Annotated in this window: 15 protein-coding genes and 1 riboswitch; of the genes, 1 reads left to right on the plus strand and 14 read right to left on the minus strand. The window is 46.4% G+C overall.

Going from position 1 to position 17,657, the window contains the following annotated elements; all coding sequences use genetic code 11:
- Positions 1–23 precede the first annotated feature (23 nt).
- The 13 genes from eutC to RQP50_RS08615 all read right to left on the minus strand — a co-directional run bounded on the left by eutC (position 24) and on the right by RQP50_RS08615 (position 15,695).
- Positions 24–989: an ethanolamine ammonia-lyase subunit EutC gene (eutC, locus tag RQP50_RS08555; RefSeq protein ID WP_028531609.1), complete on the minus strand. Its 966-nt coding sequence runs from the start codon at positions 987–989 to the stop codon at positions 24–26.
- A gap of 18 nt (positions 990–1,007) precedes the next feature.
- Complete coding sequence (locus RQP50_RS08560) at positions 1,008–2,372, minus strand: ethanolamine ammonia-lyase subunit EutB (protein ID WP_021252534.1); 1,365 nt, start codon at positions 2,370–2,372, stop codon at positions 1,008–1,010.
- Between the two features lie 48 nt (positions 2,373–2,420).
- Positions 2,421–3,851, minus strand: coding sequence for an ethanolamine ammonia-lyase reactivating factor EutA (gene eutA, locus RQP50_RS08565; protein ID WP_315744797.1), 1,431 nt, complete (start codon positions 3,849–3,851; stop codon positions 2,421–2,423).
- A gap of 188 nt (positions 3,852–4,039) precedes the next feature.
- Positions 4,040–5,464, minus strand: a complete 1,425-nt coding sequence (locus RQP50_RS08570) for a sensor histidine kinase (RefSeq protein WP_315744799.1) — start codon at positions 5,462–5,464, stop codon at positions 4,040–4,042.
- The gene (locus RQP50_RS08575; protein ID WP_021252537.1) at positions 5,457–6,029 is read right to left on the minus strand and encodes an ANTAR domain-containing response regulator; all 573 of its coding nucleotides are present in this window, start codon (positions 6,027–6,029) and stop codon (positions 5,457–5,459) included. Before RQP50_RS08575 ends, RQP50_RS08570 begins: the two co-directional genes overlap by 8 nt.
- Positions 6,030–6,103: 74 nt before the next feature.
- Positions 6,104–6,535, minus strand: coding sequence for a EutP/PduV family microcompartment system protein (locus RQP50_RS08580; RefSeq protein ID WP_268624682.1), 432 nt, complete (start codon positions 6,533–6,535; stop codon positions 6,104–6,106).
- 12 nt (positions 6,536–6,547) lie between these two features.
- On the minus strand, positions 6,548–6,904 hold the full coding sequence (locus RQP50_RS08585) for a BMC domain-containing protein (protein ID WP_021252539.1): 357 nt from the start codon (positions 6,902–6,904) through the stop codon (positions 6,548–6,550).
- A gap of 195 nt (positions 6,905–7,099) precedes the next feature.
- Positions 7,100–8,242: a 1-propanol dehydrogenase PduQ gene (locus RQP50_RS08590; RefSeq protein WP_315744805.1), complete on the minus strand. Its 1,143-nt coding sequence runs from the start codon at positions 8,240–8,242 to the stop codon at positions 7,100–7,102.
- A gap of 570 nt (positions 8,243–8,812) precedes the next feature.
- Positions 8,813–8,964: riboswitch (adenosylcobalamin (AdoCbl) riboswitch) on the minus strand.
- A gap of 110 nt (positions 8,965–9,074) precedes the next feature.
- The gene (locus RQP50_RS08595; protein ID WP_315744807.1) at positions 9,075–10,391 is read right to left on the minus strand and encodes an alpha/beta hydrolase family protein; all 1,317 of its coding nucleotides are present in this window, start codon (positions 10,389–10,391) and stop codon (positions 9,075–9,077) included.
- A 141-nt stretch (positions 10,392–10,532) separates the two neighbouring features.
- Complete coding sequence (locus RQP50_RS08600; protein ID WP_021257974.1) at positions 10,533–10,991, minus strand: DUF3021 family protein; 459 nt, start codon at positions 10,989–10,991, stop codon at positions 10,533–10,535.
- Positions 10,992–11,003: 12 nt separating this feature from the next.
- Entirely contained in the window at positions 11,004–11,441 is a 438-nt protein-coding gene (locus RQP50_RS08605) for a LytTR family DNA-binding domain-containing protein (protein ID WP_315744810.1), read from the minus strand.
- A gap of 232 nt (positions 11,442–11,673) precedes the next feature.
- Positions 11,674–14,838: a collagenase gene (locus RQP50_RS08610; RefSeq protein WP_315744812.1), complete on the minus strand. Its 3,165-nt coding sequence runs from the start codon at positions 14,836–14,838 to the stop codon at positions 11,674–11,676.
- A 398-nt stretch (positions 14,839–15,236) separates the two neighbouring features.
- Positions 15,237–15,695, minus strand: coding sequence for a GNAT family N-acetyltransferase (locus tag RQP50_RS08615; RefSeq protein WP_072731093.1), 459 nt, complete (start codon positions 15,693–15,695; stop codon positions 15,237–15,239).
- Positions 15,696–15,993: 298 nt separating this feature from the next.
- Here RQP50_RS08615 and RQP50_RS08620 point away from each other — a divergent pair, with 298 nt between their 5' ends.
- On the plus strand, positions 15,994–16,446 hold the full coding sequence (locus tag RQP50_RS08620) for an MFS transporter (protein WP_315744815.1): 453 nt from the start codon (positions 15,994–15,996) through the stop codon (positions 16,444–16,446).
- Between the two features lie 66 nt (positions 16,447–16,512).
- Here the strand turns inward: RQP50_RS08620 and RQP50_RS08625 are convergent, their stop codons facing one another.
- Positions 16,513–17,412, minus strand: coding sequence for a chitosanase (locus tag RQP50_RS08625; RefSeq protein ID WP_072731091.1), 900 nt, complete (start codon positions 17,410–17,412; stop codon positions 16,513–16,515).
- Positions 17,413–17,657 lie beyond the last annotated feature (245 nt).

A 17,657-nucleotide genomic window follows, 5' to 3' on the forward strand; every position in this document is an offset into this window, starting at 1 on the left:
ATTGAACGACATTGGAATGAACGCTACAGTTTCAAATCAATACCTGATGCTTTGCGGTCAATCATCGTCTTGATCAGCTCTGCAATATGCGCGCCGGCTTCAACTGCAGGCGTACCGCCTGAGTGAATGTTGGAGATAACCGTGCGTCTCGCTTCAGGCATACCTACCGTCGGCTTATAAGCGATGTAGGCACTCATTGATTCAGCGGTAACCAATCCTGGACGTTCGCCAACGAGCAGACACACGACATCCGCTTCTGTTACATCGCCAATGACATCCATGGAAGGAACGCGGCAATGCTTAACAAACAAGATATTGCCGACTTCGTAACCATACATCTTCAGACCTTGTGTGATGGATGGAATGATGTCGCGCAAATTGGCTTCAATCGCGGCGGAACTTAAGCCATCGCCAACCATAATCTGAACTTTCGCCTGATTGGTCGTACGCTGTTTAATCGTCGCAATCGTTTCATCAGAGAATTGGCGTCCCAAGTCAGGGCGCGTAATATATTCATCCTTGTCCCGACATTTTGTCGCAATCGGCACAAGATTCATTTCCTTCACGAAGTCCTCAGACACGTAGGAGAACACGGCATCTTGTGCTGCAGCATGGTCAGCACGGAAGCGCAGCGACGTAATTGTCTTGTATCGTGGGCCTGCACGCCATACGCCAAGGCGTGCAGGTGTTTTTTCTTTCATTTTCAAGTAGCCTTCGCGGTCCTCTGGATCCGGTACAAGCAGCAGCTTGCGCAGATCGATATCTGTAATATCATCCAGACATTCGCCATCGTCCAGTTGCTCTTCTGCAGGCATGGTGGCTTGTACCAGCCCACCTACGGCAAACTCCGTTTTTCCCTCTTGCGGAGCAGTCACTTCCACTGCCTTCGTGACGACTTCCTTCACTGCTTCTGCAGCCGGCACCGTCTCGTTTCCTACCATTTCGTTCAATATCGACTCAATCATCGATTTTAGATCTTTTTCGTTCATGTGAGCTTCCTCCTTTCCCTACTTAAGAAACACGGATGCGTCTCCGGCTTTTTTCGTCAACTTGCCATTTTCAATGAAGCCCATCTTCTCCATCCATTGTTCGAACTCGCGGATTGGACGCAAGCCAAGCAATTCACGCAGTGTCGCGGTTTCATGATAGCCCGTTGTCTGATAGTTAAGCATGACATCATCGCCATGCGGGATGCCCATGAAGAAGTTACAACCTGCTGTAGATAAGAGCACAGCCAAGTTCTCCAAGTCATTCTGGTCAGCCTTCATATGGTTCGTGTAACAAGCATCACAACCCATGGAGACGCCTGTCAGCTTACCCATGAAGTGATCTTCCAAGCCGGCGCGAACGACTTGCTTCGCATCGTACAGATACTCAGGCCCGATAAATCCAACAACAGTATTGACTAGGAACGGATTGTATTTCTTCGCAAAACCGTAGCAACGCGCTTCCATCGTCACTTGGTCAATGCCGTGATGCGCTTCGGAAGACAACTCCGAGCCTTGCCCTGTTTCAAAGTACATGACGTCTGGCCCTGCTACTTGCCCGTGCTGCAAGACAAGCTGCTGCGCTTCCGCAATCGTGTCGGCATTGAAGCCGAATGCTTCATTCCCTTTTTGAGAGCCGGCGATCGATTGGAAGATAAGTCCTGTCGGTGCGCCGCGCTTCACCGCTTCCATTTGCGTGGTAACGTGAGCCAAAACGCAAGTTTGCGTTGGAATCTCCCACTTCTGACGGAACTCCTCGAATCGCTTCAATACACGCGTTACACTCTCAACAGAGTCGTCAACTGGATTGAGACCAAGTACAGCGTCCCCGATACCGAAGGTCAAGCCTTCCATAAGGGAAGCCATGATTCCATCCGGATCATCTGTCGGGTGATTCGGCTGCAAACGTGCGGACAACGTACCTGCACGGCCAATCGTCGTATTGGCAGTAGCCTCAATGCGAATCTTCTTCGCACCGTACATCAGGTCAAGGTTGGACATAATCTTCGCAACCGCTGCAATCATTTCGGCTGTCAACCCGCGCGATACGCGTTTAATGTCAGCTTCGGTCGTGTTCTCATTCAAGATCCACTCCCGCAGCTCTTCAACCGTCCAGTTTTGAATTTCACTGTAAATGCGCTCATTAACCCCATCTTGGATAATGCGGGTAACCTCATCTACCTCGTAAGGAACGGCTGGATTGTTGCGCAGATCAGACAGCTTAATTTGGGAGAGTACTACCTTCGCAGCTACACGCTCTTCGGACGAAGTAGCACCCAGCCCAGCCAGTGTATCCCCTGATTTTTCCTCGTTTGCTTTTGCCATAACTTCCATAAGGCTGCTGAACTGATACACGCGGCCAAACAGTTTCGTTTTTAAAATCACAAAAGCTCCTCCTTCCAACTCAATATCAATTTGTCTTAATAATCTCCTCTAATGAAATACGAGGGTTTTAATGACGACTGGCAGCACCTTGCCATTCGCAATCGGCTTGCCGATATCGATATAGTCGCCGTTGTCAACCACAACACTATCGATGCAGACAACATCCTTCTTGTAGTCAAGCAGGGCGTACAGCGTCTGTCCCAGCACTTTCGCCATGTCGTGATGGACGATCACGATGAGGGGATAATCCCGCTCCAGCAGCTCGGACATGCCTTGATACAGCCCTTGCGCATATTTCTGAACCTCTTGGAAGCTGGGGCTCTTCTTCCCTTCCAATGCGATCGCAACCCGCTGCAGATCGTTGTTCAGCTTGAACCAATTCAGCTTGTCGGCAATCGCCTGCGCTAGCGTCTCACTGCTTCCCGACTCATCTGCCGCAGCAAGCTTCAGAATCGGAATATTCTTAATCGGGAAGCTCTCTTCCGTGTACGTAATCGTGCTGCCGCTAATTTCCGTCGTATGAGACCCTGCTCCAACTACGGTTGCTCGGATGGTCTCAGCCGATCGGGCTACTGTCATTTGCGTCGTAAGCGGAGACGCTGCGATGGCACGGCCGAGCAAGATGCCGATGTCACCGTACTGGAACACATCGCCCGTCGCCTCTTCATAAATGTAGTCCGCGACGCCGCCTGAGAAAGAAATGCACGGAATCGAACGATCCAGCTTGATCCCTTTATTCGTAATAATCGTGTTATAGAAGTCGCCAGTCTGCCTTAGGCCAACACTCTCTTCGAGCAGCTTGACCATCTCTCCGATAATCGGCTCCAAGTCGGCTGGAGTAACTTGCTGACCGAGTGTGAGCTTAATGCCTCTCCGCTCTGCCAACTGCTTAATTTTCGGTGCAATGTACGTCACTTTATGTGTGGCTTGATCCACCTTAATGAGTCGTCCACCGATATCAAGGCAGCCTGTATCGATGAGATCGCCGCTAGCGAATAGCGCCAGATTGCTCGTACCTCCGCCAATATCGATATTGACGATGGAAGTCGAATGCTCCTTGGAATACGTATGGGCACCTGCACCTTTCGCAGCGATAATGCTCTCCAGATCCGGGCCAGCCGTCGCAACTACGAAATCTCCAGCGAAACCGCTTAGCGACAGAACCGCTTCGTTGGCATTGTCTTTGCGAGCTGTTTCCCCCGTAATAATGACGGCGCCTGTCTGAATATCTTCCTTGCGAATGCCAGCCTTCGCATACTGCTCTTCAATAAACACCTGAATCTGCTGCATATCGATGCGATTGTCCTCCATTACAGGCGTGAAGCAAATATCGCTTCGATATACAACTTCTTTGTCCGTAATGACCAATCGCGGCACTGTGAAGGAAGATGCCATGTTCTGAATGTGTAGCTTCGATAACACAATCTGTGTCGTAGAAGTCCCCATATCGATGCCTACACTCAGCAATTGTTCTTCCACTTTCCTCACCCCCACCGATTGATTTCCTTCTAACTCCACTGGGCATAGTTCCTGAATCGCATTGTGGTAACATTCGAACAACACCATTCGAACAAAAAAAGGCTTAAAGCACCACTTCCGATTCATACCGGATATGGTTGACTTTAAGCCTCTTTGCTTCTAAAACTACGCCCTTGTAGTTCGAATATTTATTTTTTGAACGTAAATGTAACAGCTGTGCCTTTATCACTTGATGCAATCGTGAGCTTCCCTTTCAGCTTATCCTTCACATAGCTGCGAACAATCGACAGCCCTAAGCTCTTGCGAGAGGCTTCTTCTACCACGAATCCTGTTCCGTTGTCTGCAACAACAACGGTAACAAGACCTCCTTCAACTTGCGCCGTGATCGTGATTTCACCAGATGCACAATCCTCGAACGCATGCTCATAGCTATTGTGCAGCAGCTCACTTACAATCAACGCGATATCTACGGTACGATCACTATCTAAGCAAATACTGTCCGTTGAAGAGATGTTCACACCGACAGCATGGCAATGGACGAAGCAGCGCTCAATGTTCGATGCTATGAGTCGTATGACATCGAGCAGATCTACCTGAGCATCGATTTCCGTTGATAGCAATTCATGAGTTGCCGCAATTGCCAATACCCGGCTGACACTGTCATCCAGACATTTCTTAGCCTCGGGGCTCTTGCATTGTCGGCCTTGAATGCGCAGCAGGGACGCCACCGTCTGCAAATTATTTTTCACCCGGTGGTGAATTTCACGAATGGCTACCGACTTCGAGATAATCTCTGCTTCCTTGTCCTTAATTTCGGTTACATCGTGCAGAATGACGCCTACGCACAGATCCTTCTCCTCAATAAATAGCCGCTTTACTTGGAAGTAACGGCCCGCAGCCTTCACATCTGTCGTCAATGGACAACACGGCGAAGATGAATGCTGCTTCATAACCTCGGAGAACATCGTCTGATCGAGCGACAAATTGTCATAATGCAAGCCCTGTATATCCTCTAAATAACCAAGCTGTCTATAATACGCATCTGCCTGCTTATTTTTGAGCTTCAAAAATCCATGCTTGTCGAACACGAGAACAGCGTCCTCCAACTGATTGATAAGCGAATCCTTGAAGCGAAGCATAGCCGTCAGCATAGAAGACATCTCGCCATCTTCATACGGCGCTCCCGCCATATTGAAGTGAGCTTGAATATTGTCACTCACATCTTTTTCATAAATGACGACCGCAATGACGCCATCTTGATTTTTCATCGGATATACCGTCTGCCGAACAAGATGATTCTCCTGTGTGTTGGCGACAAGACCTTGCGACATAATGCCAGTCTCCAGTGTTCTCAGAACGCCAGGCTCATTCTCGCGCAGCGCCTTCTCTCCCGTAACTGGCCGCTCATACAAGGACTGTCGTTCGCTCGGACGGCGATGATATACGACGATAGCCTCGTTCGATACACTGGACAGTACATCAATGAACACATCGTCTTGTACCTCGGTATGTTCAAAAGACTCTGCAATTTCGCATATCCATGCCATATCCGCTTCAGACAACCCCGTATGGAGTCTGCACAGCTGCTTGATTCGTTCTTTGAAATCAATCATAGGACATGACGATCGTGGTTGCGATTTCCATCATCGGACATCGTCTATCCATACTTAATTTGCGCAGGGTTTGATAGGCTTCCTCTTCGGTATAGCCATTTTCCTTCATCAAGATCCCTTTCGCCTTCTCCACTGCTTTGCGCTCTTCCATCTTCTGCGTCAGCTTCGATAGATTCTGCTCCAGCTTGCGTATCTCCTTGCCTTTGGCAATGGTCACTTCCACCATGGGAATGAACGACTTTTCATCAAGCGGCTTTACCAGATAGCCAAGCGCACCGACAGCCGAGGCTTTCTCGATTGTTTGCTTGTCGCTGAAGGCGGTCAAGAGAATAATCCCTCCTGCCAGCTGCTCTGATAAGATTCGTTTACTAGCCTTGAGCCCATCGAGGATGGGCATTTGAACATCCATGATGACGAGGTCAGGCAGATGCTTCTTACATAATTCGATGGCTTCAAATCCATCGGAAGCTTCGCCTACTACATTGTAGTCCGCCTCTTCGAGCATCTCACGAATATCCATTCTTGTAATAGGTTCATCGTCGACTATTACAATTTTTCCATTCATGTGTCATGCACCTCATTGTCTGCCGTTATTTGCTTGTCTATTGGTATTGCGCCTCTTGAAATAGAATTAGCCGTTTACGCCTCCAAGTATTGCTGAAGCGCCTCCACTCCCACATTCTCTATCGTCGAGACTTCAAATATCTGCTCCACACCAGCCGCCTGCAGATGAGCTCTCGCTTGTGCGATTTGCTCCTGCGACTCGGCCAGTTCCGCCTTCGTCACCACGCCGATGACCGGCTTGGCGAATACAGTTGCGAAGGCCGGTGGGAAGTAGCTATCTTCCTTCGTGCAATCTTGCACAAGCCCGATTACGTCAGCATCTACGCTCGATACGAGCAGCATCTTGTACAAATATCGGTTCTCGATGCACTCGCCAGGCGTATCGATTGCTTGGTCGAAGCTTTCAATCGCTTGCGTCTTTTTATAGGCAATTTCTTGACCATGCAGCCATTGGCATAGAGTCGTCTTGCCAGAACCGGTACTTCCGGCGAAAATAATTTTTCTCATCAGCTTCTTCACCTACGTTCTTGTTATGTTCGCAGCAGTTGAGAAGCCTAAAATATTTTGCAGTCCAAACAGCACTTCACTTATGGCGGATTCGACAGAAGATACATCGCCTGTAATGACGAGTGATCCGCTGAAGCGATCGACGAAGCCAATCTGTACGCCAGCCGCCTTCGTCGCGATATCCGCTGCAATAATGGACGCCTCGCTTGGTGTTATCGTCATGACTCCGATTGAATCATGTGCGTCATTCCCTAATCCCAGCTTCTTGTAGATATCTGGATTCGGATTCGCGATAATATGAGCCAGCGTGACCTGTTTACCAGGCACGTACTCTTGGATAACGCGTTGTTTCTCAGTGTGTTGCTCCATACCATCATCTCACTCTCATGTCAGAAACACGTGAAATTGCTGTAAAAAAACATAAAAGCCCCTTAAAAGTTCGCACAGGAATTTTAAGAAGCCTCTTTGCTTGGTTTTGTATGCAACACGCCGTTGTGTTACCTTTACTATATTTTAATACTGCAAACGTTGTCAATACACATTCAGACAAAATTCGACGCAAACCTACGATTGAAACATTTTGTTCAAAATTTCAGCCACATCTCCAGTTTTTGGTACACGAGGATTCGTCGCTGTACAGCCATCTTTCAACGCGCCATCGGCTATCGACTCTCTCATTTCGTCCAGCTGCGACTTCTCAATTCCGCATTCCTTCAGCGTCTGCGGCATCTGCAATTGCTTCTGCAGCTGCTTGATAGCTTGCACCAAGCTGCGTACACCGCTCTTCGGATTCGGTGCGGATAGACCCAAGCTCTTCGCGATTTCTGCATAGCGAACCGCTGCAGCTGTGCTCTCTTCCCTGCCATAGCCTGGCTTATAATTTGCATTGAATTCAATAACATGCGGGAGCAGCATTGCATTCATGCGGCCATGCGCAATCTTGAATTTGGCTCCTGCGACATGCGCAATGCCATGATTTAGCCCGAGCGAAGTAATATTAAATGCCATGCCCGCAATACAGGAGGCATTATGCATCTTCTCACGTGCTTCTAGATCTCCACCATCTTTATATGCACGTGGCAAGTAAGCAAACACCAGCTTAATTGCCTTCTCAGCAAGCGCATCGGATATATCATTCGCTTTAGTAGACACATAAGCTTCAATCGCATGCGTCAATACATCCATTCCCGTATCTGCCGTAATGAAGTCCGGCACACTCTTAACCAGCTCCGGATCCAATATTGCCTCTTGCGGCAGCATTTCATCGGACACAAGTGGGTATTTGATGTTTTTCTGTTTGTCGCTAATAACAGAGAACGATGTCACTTCTGATCCTGTTCCGCTTGTAGTTGGAATCGCGACGAACGGAATCTCCTGCTGGTTCAGCAGCTTCTGCGCAAACAGCTTCATTGCCTTAGCCGCATCAATCGCAGATCCACCGCCAATTGCAATGATTAAATCTGTGTTGAACGCACCCAATGCCTCAACACCTTCAGTTACGATTTCAACAGGAGGATCGGGTACGATATTGCTGAAAATATATTGCTCATTGCTCTCATGCAGTCGGTCGAATACCATGTTGATCATCCCTGATTTGACCATGAATGGATCGGTAACGATGAAAATCCGCTTATTACGCCATTCCATCAGACGATCCAGCGCGCCATGACCCATATAGAGATCGGCTTTGATCGAAAGTTTATCCACGTAAAGCACCTCCAACGAGTAGTTGCAACAAAAAAAGAGGCCTCTCAAAGGGATGGTTCCCTTCAAAAAGCCTCTTTGCTTGTTATGTCGTGTGCACGCCATTGTGCAACTTATCATTCAATTATCATCTATACTGTACATCGTATCGCAAACATGCGTCAACCTCAATAGGGTCGAGTTCATCATTACGACAAATTTGTATAAGTCCGTGTTCAAAAAGGCCGGTTTTCAGCACCGAGAAAGTTGGATGAAGCTAGGACCTGAGGAGCGGAGCGTACGTTTTGGGTACATGAGCACCGGAAGGTCCGGCTGAATTCAAATTTCGATGCCGAGTCCACTTCATGATTTACTTCGTGATCAAAAGCGGACTTTTTGAACAACCTCTATAAGAAAAAGTTGGGACATGCACATCATTGTGCATCTGATTCTTCTTCGTTGAAGAACGTCCCGCTTGCCTCGCTTGTACATCATCGTATATTCGGCGGCGACCACCAGGCCAACTCGACTGCATTGTCGACTGCCTTCGAGAAATATAAAAAAGCCTAGTGAGGCGCAATCGTCACTAGACTTGTAAACCAGTCACTTTCGCCTCGAAATGACTGGCCTGGCAAAGTTACTAGACAAAAGACCTGACTTAAGACCGAGGATTCAGCCTATTACAGTGGCGGGACCGTGTTGGATTTGCACCAAACTTCCATTGTCTATAACTTCTTCTGTTGTGCATGACGTGAATGGTCGTCCATTCGACATTTATTATAGCACAAACGATCTGAAGCGCAATATGAAAAAAGATAAAAGTTGAGGATCGAAATCGTTAAGAGTGATTTGCCCGTCAATATGTTCCCGCAGATGTGAAGCTGCCCTGCCCTTTGAGATAGCAATCGAAAAACTGTACGAGAATATGATTCATCGTCTCAAGACAGTAATAAGGATTAATTTCTGCCATCCTACCGCCCTGCAGCACATTAGATATTAGCGGGGAAATGAGGGATAGGTCGGTAAGACTCATATGCTCCGCTCCTTGGAAATGGACGGTATGCACTACTTTACCGTTTTTATCAATAACTTTGTTAGCTGCATAAGGGGATTTGCTGTTGCGCTGTAGGAGTTGTACCCACACAGCGTCAGAATAGATATTAAGAAGCGGAGTCGTATAGGTCTTGTTGCTTGCCGCAAAATCATCGGTCTCCTTGTTGTATACGAGCTCGCCAAACATCGCAGCATCGATATTAACAACGGCGCCAACATCATTACGCTCCCTGCCAAGCCAAGTGCTTGCTGCTCCGCCCATGGAGTGTCCAAACACACCTATCTTTTGAGTATTCACTAGCGCATAAACCTGGTCACTGCTCGTTTTTGCTTTTTCCAAAATCGTATCGATTACAAAATTCATGTCATCTGTACGCAGCTTCATCCATTTTTGAATAAGCCCATACATTTGCTCTACCGTGTATTTGCCCATGTTGGAGCCATTGACTTCCTGCATATATCCCGAATCGATGAATGTCCTGTTTCCATCTTCAGATTCCGTATAATAAGAATGATACGGATGATCGATAGCGCATACTACGTATCCGTGGCTTGCAAGCTCCATATAGGTTGAGGTATTGCTTCCTTTGCTGCCGAATGCACCAGGAGAAAATACCAACAGCGGATAGGTTTCGTCTACTTGTTCAGGATACCAAAACTCAACATTGACGTGACGATTTTCTCCTGTGTCTGTAAATTGTTCGATACGATTTTTGTCAACATAGGTGTATGATGAGGTTGCGACTTGATATTTCCCCGTAACAGGTAGCAAATGATACTGCGGGAATACGAGAGCAGGAATTATAGCGATGACGACGAGCATAAGCATAGCAATAGTATTTCTGATAACGCGGCTGCTTTTATATTCTTTGTGCTCCTCTTTGCTGCGTATGAGCGTCCACACTCCAAGAAGCGCCCAGACAAGCAGCAGCAGTCCAAGTCCCATCCAACGGAAGCTCCACTCGATGACCGAAGCCAGTGTGAAAATTAGGAATGCTGCAAAAGCGCCAATCCTTATCATGGCTTTGATCTTTTTCTGATACGACTTCGTACAAATGCGATATAATGCAAATGATATTTCACAAACTGCTGCAATGATCAATATTATGTTTCCTATCATCCAAATCCAAGCCTCCTCTGCTTCATTCGTGCAGCATCAGCATACATAACGATTGGTGCAGAGTAAATATGAACGACACTATGCTGTATGAATAACAAAGTAAGCTGTAAAAAAGACGAGGTAAGCTGCTGCCTCCCCGTCTTATTGTTCTTCATCATTTTTTAGTTTTTGTAGCTTCTCGTTGATTTCCATTGCGACCTTCCTGTCACTGCTCCATTCAAGCCAACGGACAAGCAGGGAGATAATTGCGATTTCAAATGCGAGTATCATTGTGTTAACTACTCCCGTTACCCAACCCATCCAATTCGTGAAAATAAGCAACACTACTTCCAAGATCACAAAATGGATCAAAATTCGCAACCGCATCCCCTTTTCGCTTGTATCATCAGCAGAATAATAGAACAAAGGACTTGGCAAGACACCCACCAAAGCGCATATCATGATTGCGTATATATGATGGAAACCGAGAGAAAATATCGAAGCATCCGAGCCGTCTACCCATATATTTAGATGATTCAGCAGGGTGATGAATATGACAATGCCTGCAAATACAAGCAAGTAATTTCTTACAAAGCTTTTTACAATCTCTGAAACATTCATGTTCGTCCCTCCCTATAGACCAAGCATCGATTTCAGAATCGGCACATATTGACGCGACACCATAACCGTCTCTCCATTATCCATTCTCGCCTCGAACCTGCCGCTGATAGACGGCTTGATGTACGATATTTTAGCGATATTGAGAATGCTAGATTTCGATGCGCGGAAAAACTTCTTTCCCTCAACTATCTGTTCGAGCTCGTACAGCTTCTGTTTCGCTTCAAACACCTTATCCTTGCAATACATAAATACCTTGTTATCCACCGATTCAAAATAGTACACATCGCTGAGCTTGATTTGGTGAATCGTATCCTCTTGAAAGCCCATGAGCATCTTATTTTTCAGTTTTATCCGTTTTATTAGACTCATGATTTCATCATTGACTTCATGACATCGTATAATAATTTCTTCTTCCTTCTGAATATCGATTTCTTCGATTGATATTTTCATAGCTATTATTCACCGCCTATTTACACCTTTTGTCGGTCATCGCTAGACTTTTTCATTTCCTTACACCAAACTCACTCTACTAAGTATAATTGTGGTTCATAAAATTGGAAATATATTTTGATAAACGCTTGATAACTGAAAAAAAGCGTGCCGCTCAATGAAGAGTGACACGCTCGCTTTTTCGGTTACAGCAGCACTTGGGTAACCAACTTACCTGTTATGAAATTAAATATTATTGAATTTCGAGCTTGTAACGAACATCCTCATCGGCAAATTTATACACATACAAATGATACCGGCCAGGTTCCGCTTCGACTTGACCCTTCATCCAATTTCCGTCTATATCAACAGGATACAGAACTTGCTCATTATCGCCCTCGCGGTACAACACCCAATTTACGTGTTCGCCCTGCTGCTTTTCCAATCCAATGTTCAACGATGTTGGTTTGTCCAAGTCAATCATGAATACATCCTGCTTGTCGTCTCCTTCAAGCGTTCCATTTACCGTCCGGCCTACTGGTACCGGTCCATTAGCCATGTCAGGCGCATCATTCGGTTCAGTCTCCTCAAATAAAGACACCTCTGGTTCAGGCTGTTGCTGCGCTTCCGACTTAACAGACAGACGATACGACTGATCTCCTTCTGTTGCCGCATATACGTGTAAATAATAGGTTCCCGGCTCGGAAACGGATATAGAGCCAGCTAAGCTGTTCCCTTCCCTTTTAGTCGGATAGGCCTGATAATTGTTCGGGTCAGACTCATGGAATAGCACCCAAGCTACTCCCAGTTCCTGCGCCGATTCCAATTCGATCGTCCATTCCCCTGCCTGCTTCGCGTCAAAACGATAAATATCCAGCGCATCCTTATTACTCAATTTACCGGAAATCGTTTTTCCTGTATCGTCGAGTCGAACAGCTGTCTTCCATGTGTCGTTTGGCTCACGATCCGCAGTATCTTTTTGATCGCCGTCTTTATCCCCATTGTTGCCTTCGTTGCCGTTTCCGGGATTGGTGCCGCCATCCGGCAATTCTACATCCCCACCGTCTGCACCTTCGGGAAGCTTGCCATTGAACACAACATCATAAACGAAATTGCCTTCATCATTAACACGGTAATTAGTAAAGTATGCCGTAAGCGTCTTGTATCCGTTCCATGGTTTGTCTGACAAAGATTGCAGGAAGCCATCCGTCAACTTGTTCATCGACTGCCAATCTTGTTCTACTCCTGCAGAGGCACCGCCGACATAAGTGCCGCGCAGTTCGTACGATTTGAACAAGCCAGAATTACTTTTCTTAACGCTTCTGTTGCGAAGTCCAGCCACATTCGTGATCTCATCGTAAATTTCGAGTTCCGGCTTCTGCTCTACCGCTTGTAAATAGTCGTCAGATACGAGCGGTGTCGACAATTCTTCATAGCGAGCAACCGCCTCGTCGATAGAGCGCTGGTATGATTCGTTCGTGCGTGCATCGCCGCTTATGGACGCGAGCTGCTGCTCATAAGCATTCGCATCATTGTACCGGATGGCACGATGAATCCGATCCATCGCATTAAAGTCATGATGATATAAATAGTCGTATAATGCAAAGGAATAATTATAAAATTGCCATGATCCATATTTTGAATTTACGGTATCCGACACAGTGAAGCGCTGCCCCGGCTCGTCACCAACCAAATAGCCGACAACCGACTTGCGGGGCTTAATTCCCTCCATTCGCGTGGCGCCAGCGAAGAATTCGGCTCCGCCTTCATCGAACCATTGCATGCGTCCGCCTTGATACAACGGCCCTTGTCCAAACTGGCCCGGCACCTCAAAGCGTGCTTGCAAATAATGGGTAAACTCGTGCCGGAACAACTCCTCCAAACTATAAATACTTTGATTTTCCGTGCGATCATACGTAAAGAAGGTACCTACCCCTTCGATATAAATACCGCCGTTTTCCGTGTCGTACCCGTACAAGAACTTGTTCATCTTGTATTCATCCGGACTGTTATAAATGACGATCGTAAGTACATCGTCTGCATTTCCCGCCTCTAATGGCTTGTCATTGCCAATGACCCGGTGGAATTGGGCCTTCACTTCTTTCGCCGCCCAATATAAGCGTTGGAGTTGCTCTTGGGTCAATTGGCCCCCCGCCCGGAACACTATCTGGCCATCATCGAATTCAACCCGCTGCGGTAAATAATGTTCCTTTCCGCGCTGCTTCAGTTCGTCGATATCAACCCGGTTGCCAAAAGCGTCCTTCTCATCGTAATTCCGTGCAATCTGATCTGCTGCTACGAAATAGAACTCCCCAAGCTTCGGCTGCGTCTGCATAACGTCCGTCAGCACCCGGTTCGCTTTCTCCGGATCGCTATGATAATGCCCGAGCGCGCCAGAATAGTAAATTGCATTGCTGGTCAGCCATTTCTTATCCTCTGCTGTGGAACCTTCGCTCCCCAGACGGAATAATTGCTCCAAATATCCGTCTATATTGCCTTTGAATTCGGCCTTCTGATCCGGCTCGGTCATGCGATACATCAGAACATACCCGACGCCCTGGATTACGTCGTAGAAGGCCTTTCCAGATAAGAAATTACCTCCTAATTGCTCTTGGCGATCAGTAAAGTCTGACAACAGTCCGGTCAACCGGTTGACGATATACGTATCAACTGTGACGTTAGAAATCAGTCTGCCCGTTGCCGAAATAACTGAATGCTGCACTTCATTTCCCCAAGTAAAAGACGGGTTATCAATAATCGCCTTTATAGCAGGCAGCATTTTCTCACGGAAATCCAGCTCATTAAGGCGACTCAGCTCCTTATTGTAATACCCCAGGTATACACCAGAACGCAGTACCTCTACCAACGTTGGAATACCCTTCATATCCTCAGTTGTAAATCGTCTTCCGCTCTCCTCCAGCCGATCAATGATCGCTTGCATGCGATTTTCGTCCGCATAAAAACGTCGACTATCCTCATTTAATTTGAACAACTCAGGAATCTTTTCCCAATCAATGCTTACCAGCAGATCTGTAAGCTCCTCATACGACAGTGCATTCAAATCGGCCATGCTGTATGTGGATTGTTTGCTTATGCTCTTTACAGCCCGGGCAGGCGGCTCCGGGATCCCTGGATCTTCAGACTGTTCCGCCATCGGCAGTCTTCCTTCCATGTCGGACGGCAAATCAGATCCAGAAGGTTCTTGCTGTGCGATCACATTGTGAATTCCAAACTGAGCGGCATCTTCCCGAACCTGCAATCCTCGCTCCTCAGCTGCTGCGAAGCCCGCTGTACTCCCCGTCGCGACAGTGGCCGCCAACAAAATCGAAGTCCACTTCATCCATGCTCGTTGTTTCATCTGCTCCTTCATCTGTTGTTTCTTCTGTTTTTTCGTCAGTTGTTTCGTCTGATGTTTCATCTGCAGTTATCCCCCATGTGTATATTGGTGTACGTTCACGATAGATGAACGATAAACCTAATATCGGCGTCACACAGAGCTACAGTCATGCAGCTAAATTCCTGTTTTTATTTCCGAATAGTACTTTCGACGCAGCAACTTCTTCCCAGAATTAGGACGAAGACCATACATATTCGAATCCCGTAAACCTTTACAAGGGCGCTTTCACCCATTTCATCACATTGTCGAATTTTGCAAGTAATGAGGAGGTCACTCTAAAATAAGAGCATACAAAATCAGTTTCCTTTTCATCAAACTAGGGAAAACATCCATTGAATAAATCATTAATTCTGGGGATTTGAGAGAAATTATATCTCTTTTTGGCAAAAATAAAGGGCAGCTCTCCGCTGCCCTTTCGATTAATATGTTAGTTTTTTCCTGTATATTCGTTTATAACCACCTTCCAGCAGCGGCGCTGATTCTACAAACTCCCAACCTTGTCTTTCGTAAAATCCAATATGATTCGTGTTCAAGTATAAATTATCATATCCGAGCCGCTTTGCCTCTTGTACAACATATTGTTGAAGCGCAGCCGCGACTCCTTGTCCCCTTGCTGCTTCCGTCACATACAAGCTCGCCAGCCATGGGTACAAATCTTGACGACACTTAAAATCATTCATCCATAGCGATACCGTACCTACAGGCTGCTTATCCAGCAAAGCCACGAATGTCATCGGCACACGGTCGACATGGACATGATGTTCTGTCGCGTACTTGATCGCTTCGTAGGGCTTATCGCTTGCCCATTGCTGCCACAGCCAATGACTCACCTGTTCCAGTAAATCCATTCGGTCTTTCAAATTGATAATTTGCAGCAAGATCGTGGTCCCCTTCCCTTTTCACGAATTCACCAGTTCTAATGTATTCATTTGTTTCCTTTGTCGTAGCCCTATTTTCCGTTATCGTACCAAATCTACGAATACACGGACAACCCATATTTTAGCGACAATGTTGTTTAAAATCGATCGAGTTCTATTCTATTCGCGTATTTTGGATGGTACGTATCCAGACATGTCTGCCTCCTATCCAGTATGGATAAGGAGGTTTTTTGGTTTCTACAACTTGCTAAAACATCATCATTCATGTGGTGCAGTCCACCAGTAAGGAGGCTTTCGTATGGTTACCTTTCTCAAAAACAACAAAATACTCGCAATATTAATGCTCAATATATTTATTGTGATGGCCGGCGTTGGCATGCAAGCATTGCTTGTCGCGAAAATCATTCAGGCATTCGGTAAAACGAAGGTAATCAAAGGCTCTCTTCTCTTAATGTCAACTGCCTATATTGTACTTTTATTCGCTACTCATTTTTGGAGCATATTCCTTGTCACTTCCATCATATTTTTTGCGGTATCCATGCTTCGGCCAGCGTTGAATACGCAATTATCCAAGATGGCAGGCAATGAGCAGGGGGATGTAGCCGGGATGAATAATGCTTACATGAGCGTTGGAAATATTGTTGGCCCCACTTTGGCTGGTTTCTTATTTGACGCCAATCTATTCGCTCCATTTATAGCGGGCTGCTGCATTCTTTTCATCACTTTTTTAATGATAGTTAGATGGAATTAAACTGTACCTTTCAAAAAGATGACAGAAAAAATCCCGCATCCGAACAACGGTCGCGGGATTTTTGACTTATTTCATTTTCCAACTGGTGACTTTAACGACCGCTTCGTCAGCGTTCTTGAGGTCTGCTTTCCCCATATCCCACAGCTGGCTCCATTGCTTCACACGGTTCTTGCCGTTAGGCGGCTGATTGTATTGGTTGGTATCTACGATTTTTGTTCTCTCGTCATAAAATTTTTTCATAAATGTCTTCTCGTCGTTACTTTTGCCTGAGCGAGACAAAAGGCCTTCAAGTGTTCCAGAACCTCCAGTAGCGCCCTGATTTAAGGCTGTATCCACAAAGGAACCGATCGTCAGCGCAGAATTGAAACCGCGTTGGCGCGCTTGCTCCACGCTGTATTTTATGTAAACCTTATAAAAGGTTTGCCACATTGCCTCTCTCCACGCACTATTGTTTTGCAAATTTTTGATTTTGCCGCAGAACACTTTTTCGCTATCGTTAATTTTCAATATCGATCCTTTCATTGACCCATTAACACCAATTCGGGACAAGCCTCCTTCAACCGAAGGTTTAGAAGCTCCGCTAGCAGCGTCGAATTCCTTGAACAAAGTCGGGCCGTCCGGATGCTTGTCGTTGTCTCCCCCTGTCGTGGCTCCGAAAATGCCGATTGTATACCCGCGATCATCATCAATGTCCTCGCAGTACCCATAGTACTCGGTCCATTTAAGCGAGTCCTGCTCAGGTTTGTTAATGAGTTTCATAATATTGTCCCACTGCTCGCCATCAAGTCCTGTATTGGCACGAAGGAACTTTAGCGTCTTTGCTGAAAAATTGTCATCGGGAGAGCTTGCAGCAGAAGCCTTCGATGGAAGCAGCGCAATTACTCCGGACAAGGAAACAAGTAAAGAAAATGAGAGCAGGACGGCCATTAATTTTGTCCTTTTCATAATTGGCCTTTCGTTGAACATACCAGTAGCACCTCCAAAAATAATGGTTTAAAGCGAAACTCCATGCGAAACTTCAAACCTTTTTCATCTCCTTCCTTCAAGATCGAAAAATGATGCCAATGTTGCTTGATTTGCTGTTGCTCTTGGGCATGCCACCCTGAATATTATGAAGCTACATCTAAAAGAATTCTTTACTTATTTGTGAAATATGGAAAAAGACGGGAGATAATAACTCCCCCGCCTTCTACCTTTACCGTTATTCTTCA

The organism is Paenibacillus suaedae, from assembly GCF_032337355.1.
In the GTDB taxonomy this organism is placed as follows: Bacteria; Bacillota; Bacilli; order Paenibacillales; family Paenibacillaceae; genus Paenibacillus_B; species Paenibacillus_B suaedae.

Bases quoted from the DNA above. Each gene is read 5' to 3' on its own strand.
- eutC (WP_028531609.1), bottom strand. From the start codon at position 989: ATGAACGAAAAAGATCTAAAATCGATGATTGAGTCGATATTGAACGAA.
- RQP50_RS08570 (WP_315744799.1), bottom strand. From the start codon at position 5,464: ATGATTGATTTCAAAGAACGAATCAAGCAGCTGTGCAGACTCCATACG.
- RQP50_RS08575 (WP_021252537.1), bottom strand. From the start codon at position 6,029: ATGAATGGAAAAATTGTAATAGTCGACGATGAACCTATTACAAGAATG.
- RQP50_RS08580 (WP_268624682.1), bottom strand. From the start codon at position 6,535: ATGAGAAAAATTATTTTCGCCGGAAGTACCGGTTCTGGCAAGACGACT.
- RQP50_RS08585 (WP_021252539.1), bottom strand. From the start codon at position 6,904: ATGGAGCAACACACTGAGAAACAACGCGTTATCCAAGAGTACGTGCCT.
- RQP50_RS08595 (WP_315744807.1), bottom strand. From the start codon at position 10,391: ATGATAGGAAACATAATATTGATCATTGCAGCAGTTTGTGAAATATCA.
- RQP50_RS08600 (WP_021257974.1), bottom strand. From the start codon at position 10,991: ATGAATGTTTCAGAGATTGTAAAAAGCTTTGTAAGAAATTACTTGCTT.
- RQP50_RS08605 (WP_315744810.1), bottom strand. From the start codon at position 11,441: ATGAAAATATCAATCGAAGAAATCGATATTCAGAAGGAAGAAGAAATT.
- RQP50_RS08610 (WP_315744812.1), bottom strand. From the start codon at position 14,838: ATGAAACATCAGACGAAACAACTGACGAAAAAACAGAAGAAACAACAG.
- RQP50_RS08620 (WP_315744815.1), top strand. From the start codon at position 15,994: ATGGTTACCTTTCTCAAAAACAACAAAATACTCGCAATATTAATGCTC.
- RQP50_RS08625 (WP_072731091.1), bottom strand. From the start codon at position 17,412: ATGTTCAACGAAAGGCCAATTATGAAAAGGACAAAATTAATGGCCGTC.